The 10,428-nt window shown below is 54.4% G+C and carries 7 protein-coding genes; 2 read left to right on the forward strand and 5 right to left on the reverse strand.

Features of this window, described 5'->3' with window-relative positions; all coding sequences use genetic code 11:
* Nucleotides 1-439: universal stress protein (locus tag VFU50_14765; protein HEU5234123.1), on the reverse strand; the 439-nt coding region annotated here is incomplete at its 3' end.
* Between the two features lie 209 nt (nt 440-648).
* Here VFU50_14765 and VFU50_14770 point away from each other — a divergent pair.
* Nucleotides 649-1,038 (forward strand): hypothetical protein, encoded by a 390-nt coding sequence (locus VFU50_14770; GenBank protein HEU5234124.1) that lies wholly within the window; start codon nt 649-651, stop codon nt 1,036-1,038.
* Here VFU50_14770 and VFU50_14775 read toward each other — a convergent pair.
* The 4 genes from VFU50_14775 to VFU50_14790 all read right to left on the reverse strand — a co-directional run bounded on the left by VFU50_14775 (nt 1,035) and on the right by VFU50_14790 (nt 8,975).
* On the reverse strand, nt 1,035-1,412 hold the full coding sequence (locus VFU50_14775) for a hypothetical protein (protein HEU5234125.1): 378 nt from the start codon (nt 1,410-1,412) through the stop codon (nt 1,035-1,037). The genes VFU50_14770 and VFU50_14775 overlap by 4 nt on opposite strands.
* Before the next feature lie 1,791 nt (nt 1,413-3,203).
* On the reverse strand, nt 3,204-4,652 hold the full coding sequence (locus VFU50_14780; protein ID HEU5234126.1) for a DUF6351 family protein: 1,449 nt from the start codon (nt 4,650-4,652) through the stop codon (nt 3,204-3,206).
* Nucleotides 4,653-4,900: 248 nt separating this feature from the next.
* Nucleotides 4,901-6,724 carry an alpha-L-fucosidase gene (locus VFU50_14785; GenBank protein ID HEU5234127.1) on the reverse strand — a complete coding sequence of 608 codons (1,824 nt, stop codon included), beginning with the start codon at nt 6,722-6,724 and terminating at the stop codon, nt 4,901-4,903.
* A 70-nt stretch (nt 6,725-6,794) separates the two neighbouring features.
* A complete protein-coding gene (locus tag VFU50_14790) occupies nt 6,795-8,975 on the reverse strand; it encodes an alpha-N-arabinofuranosidase (GenBank protein HEU5234128.1) in 2,181 nt (726 codons plus the stop codon).
* A gap of 229 nt (nt 8,976-9,204) precedes the next feature.
* Between VFU50_14790 and VFU50_14795 the strand changes: the two genes are divergently transcribed.
* A partial coding sequence (locus VFU50_14795; GenBank protein HEU5234129.1) for a carboxylesterase family protein occupies nt 9,205-10,428 on the forward strand: 1,224 nt, incomplete at its 3' end.

The following is a 10,428-nucleotide window of genomic DNA, read 5'->3' on the forward strand; positions in this document are numbered from 1 at the left end:
GAACCTTAGATGACCGGAATATTGCCTCCGCGGTTGAACCCAAAGCCGCCTTTTCAAAACCCGTCGCCCCGGAAGTGCCAACAACGATCAGATCTGCATCGTGCAGTTCATCGAGCAGATCCTTTGGTGCTCCTTCGCGCAACAAAGTCGTGCAGCGCAAGCTCTGTAGATAAGTGGCTGATGCTTTTGCCTTCAGACGAGCAGAAAGATCTTCACTCAAGTCATGAAAAGCCTGATACACCAGGTTCGCTTCCGGAGCTGCAAATGCGTAGTACGGTGGAACGTACGCGTGCGCCAAAACGAGACTGGCTTCATATCCCCGCGCGAAAGCAGCGGCATATCGCAATGCAAGATCAGCATTCTCGGAGAAATCGGTGAGAACTGCGATCTTCTTGATCTTGAGAAGAGTGCGCGGTGTTATTTGAGAGACAGTGGCCATAAAGACCTCCGTTACTCAAAAGCTAGATTTCAATTCATTGGTCCTCGATGACAGTCGTCACGGCCATGTGTGATCGCCGTCACCTGAGAAGATTTCCCATGTTCGCTAATTGAATGGAATCAGGCATCGGATGTTGTGCTCGCCTTTAGGCGATCCTTGACGATCAGGCGCATAATGTAAGTACCCTCTCTCAAGCCAAGGAACGACCGGTGGTCAAGGTCCAAGGCCCGAAGCATGTCCTCTCTGTTTCTTACAACGAATCCTTGCTGCACACACGCGAACTACTTCTACGAAGTCGCGGATATAAAGTCACTTCCGGGCTTGGATTCACGAACGCGGTTGCGGCGTGCAAAGCTGCACGATTCGATCTTTTCATTTTGGGACACTCGATTCCACGAACCGACAAAGCCGAATTGATTAGAACCTTTCGCAAGTATTGTCCCGCTCCAGTTGTATCGTTGCTCAGACCGGACGAGACGCTGGAGGACGAGGCGGACGGCCATGTCTCGCCGCATGACCCCAAGGCTCTGCTCGATCGGATCGATGAGATTCTCGAAGATCGCGCAGATGCAGTCAGCGGTTCAGAATCATCCGACTAGGCTCCCCGCTTCTCTTTTCGCGGTTTTACAGCGGACAGTCGATTCACAGCGCCAATCAACTCTTCGGCAAGATTGTCACTGTTGACGGATAGGTGAGCATCCACTTTGTTGGGAATTTCAGGAGCGGCAGAAGTGTACAGTTCCAGAATCTTCGCGCCCGGACAATTCTTCCGCACCACATCGGTGACGCGCATCTTTTCCGGGCCACCGAGAAGTTGTCCAAGCATGGCAACGTGGAATTGATCGTTCTGGCACGCCGCAATCACGCGCCGCAGATCACTCGCCTGTGTTATGGAGTGCCCCGCTCTTTCCAGAATCAATCGCCTTATCTGCATAGCCGCATCGTCTTTCCCAATGCAAAGCACGTTTGCCAAAGGAATGTTCCTTTTCCTGCGCTCAGGGAATTTGGAGATACACGTCCGACGTGTTGCCGCTGAGATGTGCAATCGAGCATCTCACGTTGCACGACCAGCGCATGATTCCTGTGGAAAAGATGTGCCTACTCAGCCGTTGAGCTGGGGGTTGGATCAGGATCTCAAACGAGTGCAATAGTTCGTTGTTGAGGAATGGTGATAAATCTAAGAAAGAATAGAAGCTATGCTGACGACGATCACAGAGGTACGTGGTTGCAGTCACTTCAGGAACGTGTTGCGTCCCGACGGCACGCAGTCCGCTTGAATCGGGTCAAAGAGAAGGACTCAGTAGATTGATTGTCGGCCTCGAGTCGAAAAAGGTTCGGCTTTCCTGCGACGCGAGCCAAAATGCATTTCGTAGAGCAACCGTGACGGACAGAATCGGGCGGACACCAGCGCGTCGCGGTTGGAGTTTCTGGTCCCGATTGTGGGTCCTTTGGGTCCATTATGGGTCCAAAAACTTGGGTTAAAGTTGCAAGAAAAATGAATGATGTGCTTGTTATTGAAGTAGATAGCTACCGCAGAATTCCGTCCTGAAAAGGCTGGCGTCGGCGGTTCGATTCCGTCCCTGGCCACCATTTCTTTCAACAAGCTAGCGGAACCACAATTTGAGGCGAGGGTTCGATAAGGGTCGATAACCGGTTTTGAGAAGTGTTTATGCCCTCTCCCGCATTTTTTTCGCTCGTAACTAGCATCCCGAGGTGACGGAAGAAGAAGCAAAAGCGGTGGGCGCCAGCGCCTAACATGCTCAATTCGATGTGCGGAGTGCAGGCACTCCGCGCTTTCTTTTGTCCCGCCCACCCGCCCTACTGATCGAACTTTCGTTCGCTCAGCCAAGGACGACGCATTCAGAACCTCCCGATCCACCGGCAGCATACCTCTCGACTATAGAGATATCGAGCTAACTGCAGCAGCGCCTGCAGCGTGGTGGCGATGCGGGCTTCCGCGAGAAAAATCTGCGTGTCGTTCCTGAACATCTTTTCGGCGTTGACGGCCTCGACTGCCTCTTGCACCTGAGACTGATTGGAGTTGGATGGTCCGACTCATTCTTAATCAGAGAGTCCACCCGACCCTGATTTGTCTGTTTCTCAATTTCGGACTGAAGCAATGTAGAAGCCTTCATTCTGGCTTTTTGTCCATTGATGGCTGCGAGCAATGCAGCGGAATCGGTGGTCACACCTTGCACCATGCGCAGCCGTGAGGCCAACGTAAACACTGCCACACGAGTATTCGGCGGAATCGTCGTTAGCTGCTTGAGCATCTGCTCGTGAACGTACACCTGATCCGGCAATGGTGTGTTCAGCGAATCAAGCAAGAGCACGTTGATCGCTGCCGTCGATTGACTGCGAGGAAATTCGTATACACATTGGGCGGCATCGGTGGCAGGTCTATCGGGCTGATGGCTGAACCGCTGTGCTCTTCAAAAGTGGCTATGCTCTGCGGCTTCCCATTTTCCAAGACTTCGAAACCCTCTTGCTTCAGTCCCGAGATCGGGTCACCCTTGCCATTGGTTACGACAATATCGAGCGTCAGTAGACGCGTTCCGGTCTTGAAGGTGGGGACCCCCCGCCTGGTTGTTCAGGACAACATTGCGGGACTGCGCGGCCATCACCAAAGGCCCGCCGAGCACGAATAGGAGGGCTATGCGGCCTGTAAGCATTCCGCACCTTGTTCGCTCTTATGATAGTGAATTCCGCAGGGATCATGCATTGCTCACAACCCTACGACTGTTTTTTGACGCTCGAACCAAGATCAACGGCATTCAAAATTCTTGGCGTCTTGCGTGTCACCGTGGCCTGTGTACTGAGCGTGTTTGGGATATGCGCACAACGGACGGCTTCGGCCTGGAAATGCTTTACCAGTCGCGATCACTGATTGAGGTGCGTTCCCTTTTTCCACCCACCCCACCATGGCTCCGAGCAAGTCGAATTGGTCGAGTGCTTGGCCTCCGCCGCAGTGTCCCATTCCTGGCACAAAGTAGAACTGACTCCACTTCGATACCGCTTCGGACCCGCCATTCGCAGCCGCCATATCCTTGTAGTAGCCGAACGTGTCGAGCGGCGAGAACCACGGATCGCTGGCGCCGTGGTAGAAGATTAGCTTTCCTCCATGTTGCGAGAAGGTAGTCAGGTTGGTGGACATGGAATCCACTAGCGGCTGCGCGTCTGTCAGCGCTTCCTTTTCAACATCAACCTCCATAGCAGTGGTAGCGGGTCCGAAAATTCCCGGACCCGGCGAGAGGATTCCACGAATGGGCCCGCTGGCCGTAATTCCTGTGTCGTATAAGGACCCCGGATAAACCTGGATTCCACCTGTTGTTGTTGGGCCGCCCATCGCCTTCTTGATCGCAGCAACTTTGTCCGGCGCTAGGCATGATTCGTTCTTCCCATTCTGGCACATGAGTATTGCAGGATCGAAGTCGCATGCGAGAGGATCGGAAATCATACCATCGGCAACTCCGTCTTTCGCATCGCACCGTTTCAACAGTCCTTCTGAAATGAGCTTGCGGTCATTGTCGGTGATGACCTGTGTGATGATCGGCTTGCCATCAGAGTCCTTTGGCGCAATTTGATTGAAGGCGACCGGAATCCACTTGCCGATTGCCAGATTGGAAAGTCCAGTGCGCATGGCGGGATCACCAGAGATGATGCCGTCGAAAACTGTGGGATAGCGTTGCGACAAGATCATCCCTTCGCGTCCGCCGGTGGAACAACCAGAAAAATACGAGAAGGATGGCGCTTTGCCGTAGTGCTGCGCGATAAGTTGTTTGCTCAGCTTCGCGACCTCGGCGTTGGCCAGATAAGCGAAGTCGAGATACGCCTGCTCGTCTTTCATAAACGCAAAATCAAATCCTGGATGATGGCTCTTATGACCTGTGTCCGTACTGACTACTGCGAAGCCGCGCATGAGTCCAGGTGTATCTCCCGCAGCGTTCAAACCCAGCGGGGACTGCACCACGCCGTTGCTGCCAGCGCCACCCTGCATCAAAAAATCGCTATTCCACTTGTCTGGCATTGCAAGCACAAAACGAATGCCGAACTCCTCGCCGTCAACACCGGTCCGACGATTGATCACACCTTCGACTCGGCAGTACGCAGGCAGCGGAGCACTGTGACCTGGTCCCCAGGGATTTGGTTCGGTGGTGCCGGCATTAACTGATTCCGCTTTTGTGATTTCAACATTTGCCGCTTTAAAACTCATCAAATTCGCGCATGACTTTGATTGCTGAGCCGACGTGGACAGAACCAACGTGCAAAATGACGACATGAGTAGCCATCGAAATCGTGAATGCATCTGAGTTGTCCCCTTGCCTCCTGGACAATGTTTTTAGCTCTTGTCATTCCGAACGCAGTGAGCAATCACGCGACACACTTTGGGTTCAGCAGGGATTCCTCGCTACGCTCGGAATGACAACGAGGTTCGTTTTAATGCCTGTCAGCCGTAGTACTTTAGGCTACGCTCAACTTGAAAGCTATCGCGTAATCGGAAGCCGGCTTCTGCTGAGGACGGTTGATGTGCAATCCATCATCAGCCTGTCTAAAGGAAATTTTCTCCGGCGAGCCGAGCATCTCCACGTTCCCTACTTTTGTAATCCCATGTGCAGGACGCGATCCGAATGAGCCAAGGACCACGTCGTGCTCAGGCCATCCGAGCACGATGGCATAGATAATCGTCCCGGACTTATTACGGGTGTAGCGAACGTCGCTCGCATCGAGCTGCTGTATGGAGTGCCCTTGGAAAGAGCCTGCTTTAATCATGTGCGGACCTTCTCCATGCACATTCCAGGGTCGAGTGCCATAGATTGCTTCCCCATTGATCTTGAACCAGGCTCCTATGCGCTCGAGAATGAGCCTTTCCTTTGCATCAATCGTGCCGTCCGGCTTTCCTGGGATGTTGAGCAGAAATGTTCCATTCTTGCTGACGGTGTCGACCATCCAGTGAATTACTTGCGCCGGCTGCATGTAACCGCCGTATTCGCCATCGTGGTCGAACAATCTCCGCTGATAATGCCACTGGCCGATGCAAGTCTCAGATTGCCACGGATAAGTCTGGATACCGGTGGTCAGGCCGCGTTCAATATCAGCTACTACTGACTTGTATAGATTTGGCGGAACATCCTTCACATTGAGGATTGCTTCCAGCTTGCCGCCGTGAACAGCCAGGCTGCGGTTGTAGAAATAAGCGGCGATGTTCATCCCTCCCCAGCCAAGAGGCAGGAGCGTGTTGTCGAAGTAGAGCAAGTCAGGATCGTGCTGATCAATCAGGTCGCGAGTGCGATCGTAAAAATCTTTGACGTACGAAGAATCCGGCAACGCGTCCAGCGGATGAGCTGGAGCGTACAGTCTCTGCGGGTCAGTACCGTCCCACCATTGCCCGCGACCGTCGGCAAGTGTTAAGTGGCCGTCGTACGGCTGGCCTGCGAACGCGCCAGAGGAGTCGGTTCCATGACTTGGTTGGAACCACCACCAATTGCGCGCCGCGTGGACGGTCACCCCGAAGCGTAAATTTCGCTTGCGTGCTTCATTTGCCCACGTTCCGATTACGTCTCGGTGCGGACCAATTTTCGCAGCGTTCCATGGATGGAATTTCGAGTCCCAGGTATCAAAGCCATCGTGATGGTTGGCGAGTGCAACGAAGAACTTCGCGCCCGCGCTCACGTACAGATCCATCAGCTCCGATGGTTCCCAATTCAGGAGCGTCCACTGCGCGCAAAGGTCTTTGTACCCGAAGCGCGTGGGTGAGCCGTAATGATCAAGATGGAACTGATACTGCTTCTGCCCTTCGATGTACATATTGCGCGCGTACCAGTCGCCATCTTCGGGAACGCACTGCGGGCTCCAGTGATTCCAAATTCCGAACTTGACATCGCGATACCATTCCGGGCATTCGTACTCAAGAAGTGATTCCCAACTTGGTTTGTAAGGGCCGTCGCCCTGTAGTCCGGGGACGGGCGAAACCATGGGAACGCCGTCGTGCGATCCACCTGGCACCGGCAAATTGGGCTGCGGTGGGTCGTATGCGGAAACCTTGTAGTCTCCAGGATTGAAGCGCTCGGAGACGATCTGACCATTGTGGAACGCGTAGAACACGCGTTCGTTTTCCGACATGGCGCAGAAGCTCGCGTAATCCTGCGTGAGTTTGTTGAAGCCGTCCGGGGATGTGGATGCTGGTGTTTTGGCTGGTGATGCAGCCTGCGTGAAGGCTCTGACCGATTTTAGAAGCGGCGTCGCGGCGAGGCCGCTTAGCAGATGAATAAATTTCCGCCGATGCATCAGTGAAACCTCGCTTATTCCAGCCTCAGCACCTCAGGGCTGATGAATCAACTCTCAAGATCTGCGTTGTTCACCGCACGTCTGAGTTTGCAACGACAGACTCCGTCGCAAATTGGTACAGACAGATGCTGACTGGAGGTACGGATAGCCCTTCTGCGGAGGCCGGCATAACTTTCTCCGTGACCTGAACCTCAGGAGCTTTGCTCAGCACATTGGCAGCATCGGGACTCGCTCCAGTCATTTCCCACATCTTTGCTCCGCCGGTCGCATGGACGCCTTTGATGTTCAAGCTAAGTGATTGAGGCTCTTCCGTTGCATTGACGACGGCTACGGTAAGAAACTTGTGGTCGACGGTGAAAGCAGCGGAGATATCCAGCGGATACGTCGGACTGCCGGGACTCGTCGCAGGTTGTTCGCCTCCGACGGGCCACTTGGGAGCAGGCTGTGGAGAATTGCCGCTAACCTCGACCGGAATAGTTCCAAAATGGTCTCGGTAGAGTTTGAACATCAATCCAGTAGTGTTGAAGCTCGCTTCAGTTGCATTGAAGTTGATCGTAGAAACGCCCATGGTGAAGGCTGACATCTTGAGGAAGCCAGTGTGCCGAAACATCTCTTGCAGCACCATCGCATAAGCCAGAGCGAGTTTTAGATCGGTCGGGCTCCCCGTATATGCCCATTCATCGATCGAGAGAAAAATCTTTTTATCTTTGATAGCGGGATATTGTTCCTGATAATGCCCCCACTCTTCCGCCTTCACGCGAACTCGGTTGGAGGGCACGCGAGACCATTCGATCAACGATTGTTTCACCGGAACATATCCATAGCGCGGCGGCATGGTTGTTCCACCGGTGTAGGGATCGTGTTGGCCGATGTCCAAATCGAAGCGCGTGCCGCTGCGCGCGTACCAGTGCTCGGTCACGCCATCGAATGTGCCCCAACATTTTGAGAAAAGGCCGCCGGTCCAGTCAGCGTCCGTACCGAACTCGCCGATTACTTTGCCGGTAGCCATGCGGGCATTGCCGGTCACCGTCATCTCGTCCGGCATGGCACCGGATGCAAGGATCGTTATGGACGGATCGACTGCACGCATCGCTTTGACAAAATCGCGATGCTTGATCACCCAGTAACGCAGCGGCGTCCAACCGATTTCCCAGAACCCATACGGCTCATTGCCGACATTCCAGTACTTAACGTGATACGGCACGGGATGTCCGTTACGCGCGCGCAACGCGCCCATACGCGTGTTTGTCGATCCATTGATGTACTCCACTTCTTCGGCTGCCGATTCGGCGCCACCGAGACCTGCATTCACTGTGATGTAAGGCTCGACGCCGAGCAACTTGCACATCTCCATCAACTCGTCCATGCCGACGTCGTTGGGCTGCATTGCATTCCATGCGTAATCCCATGTGGGCGGCCGCTTGTCAGGGTCGCCGATCCCAACATGCCAGTCGTAATCGGAAAGGAAATTTCCGCCGGGTAGTCGCCAGAAGCCGGAGTTCAATTGGCGGAGCACAGCTATTGTGTCGGAGCGGAAGCCATGAACATTGTCCGCGGGCATAAGTGAGACCGTCCCAATATGGAACGAACCCGTGCCTGCACCGACGATCTCCAGACGAGCGTTGTCGCTATCCGACTGTGCCGTAAACTTCAGCGGAAACCTTGCGTATCCAGAATGTAGAGTTGGCGCCGTGATCTCTTGCCGGTCTTGAGTACCCGTGCCCCAGACGAGGTTAACTTTCACTTTCGCCGCCGGAGTTCCAGCGAGGTAGATTCGGCCCACGTAAGACTTGCCTTTGCGCAACACCAAACCGGACTGCTGGATGCCGTGCGGCGTCGCAACTTCCAGCTTTATCTCGGGAGAATGCTCGCCGACAAAAGCATGCGTCGCGTCCATAGTGATGAACTCGTCAGGACCTATAGGCCGCCACTTCTTGTATTGCATCCTCTGGCGGATTGCATTCGGTGCTCCGCTGGGCTGAGGCTCTGGTTTTGAGTCGATTGAGAAGTAGAACTTACGGTCATCGAGCATCTCGCTCCACAGCGAGTGGTTAATGAGATTCCCAATGTGCTCGATGAACATTCCATACATATATTTCGAGATCGGCTCCTTTACCTGTGTCGCATCGACAGTGGCCACGATCGGAGAAGGATGAGTCTCCACCTGGGCGTGAGACCAGCACGAGAGAGCAATTGCGGTTCCAATCAGAGCGAAAACTCTGAGCTTTGTAGCGATGGGAGAGAGCGTCACGTTTCTAGGCCTCTCAAACGTTTTAGTTCGTTGCGGCTCGAAATTTATATGCTCAGGAACATCTGTTGTCAACGTCGGTAAAGTTATCGATAATAGCCGCTTCATTGGCATGACCAAGTTGCGGAATGCAGTGAACACCATCCACGAGAATAGATGAGCCGATCTGTAATGCGGAGTAGGACCGATCGCCGCATCCACATTGCAGAACGCGAACAAAGGAGAGGCATTCATGTCTGATTCTTCAAAGCGCAGTGTTATTACCCGACGCGAGGCACTGCTGCTTTCGGCCACGGCAGGAGTAGGAATTATCGCAACTGAAGCTGCACGAGCATCGGACAGCATCAAGACTTCGGCTCATCAGGGACCCGGTAACTGCTCGACTCCGGCTTCGGCGGTGGCGAAAACGCAATACGGAAAAGTGCGCGGGTTTGTCGATGGTGGCGTATTCACGTTCAAGGGCGTGCCTTACGGGCAGACTACGGCAGGAGCGAACCGCTGGCTCCCTGCCAAGCCTCCCACGCCTTGGACCGACGAGTATCCCACTCTGGTGTATGGAGCGAATTGTCCGCAAAATCTGCATACCTGGACGAGCCCCGAACAGACCTTTATCCAAGACTGGGACGACGGCTGGCAAAGCGAAGACCTGCTCAAGCTGAACATCTGGACCTCAAGCCTGACAGGCAGGCGGCCCGTGATGTTTTACATCCACGGCGGAGGATACAGTTTCGGATCGTCATATGAATTGCCCTCGCATGAGGGCGCGCAAATGGCGCGGCACCACGACGTGGTACAGGTCTCGGTCAATCATCGGCTTAACATCCTCGGTTTCTTCGATGTCTCTGAAATCGGCGGCCCAGCCTATGAAGATTCAGCAAACGTTGGTATGTCCGATCTGGTGGCGGCGCTGCGCTGGGTTCACGACAACATCGAGAACTTCGGTGGAGATCCGGATCGGGTGATGATCTACGGCCAGTCCGGCGGCGGATCGAAGGTGACGACGCTGATGGGCATGCCGTCAGCAGCGGGACTCTTTCATCGCGCAGCCGTACAGTCAGGAGGAGGCGGCAACATTCCCACTAAGGAACAGCAAACCGAGCTTGCCCGCCTGGTGATGAAAGATCTTGGGCTCGCGCCCAACGACATCGAGTCTTTGCAGAAGATGGAATGGAGCAAACTGATGGCCGCCGGCACTGCGGCCGCCGCCAAAATCAATCCACCGGGGCCGGCCTTTGGCCCGGGCGCACCGGGTAAACCGCGCGTCGGCTGGTCACCTTGCGTTGATGGAAAGCTGGTCAACATGCGGTCGTTCTTTGATGCGGCTCCGCAGATTTCAAAGGACGTTCCCATGCTGATCGGCTCGGTGAGTGAAGAAGGCAATCGAATGTCGTCGCGGCCCACAGAAGAAGAGTGGCATGCCAACCTGGCCAAAACCTACGGCGAGGAGAAAGCAACG

This window comes from Terriglobales bacterium (assembly GCA_035764005.1).
Lineage (GTDB): Bacteria > Acidobacteriota > Terriglobia > Terriglobales > Acidobacteriaceae > Gp1-AA112.

Excerpts from the sequence above, each read along its gene's own strand:
- VFU50_14780 (HEU5234126.1), bottom strand. The coding sequence starts at position 4,652 with ATGAGTTTTAAAGCGGCAAATGTTGAAATCACAAAAGCGGAATCAGTT.
- VFU50_14785 (HEU5234127.1), bottom strand. The coding sequence starts at position 6,724 with ATGCATCGGCGGAAATTTATTCATCTGCTAAGCGGCCTCGCCGCGACG.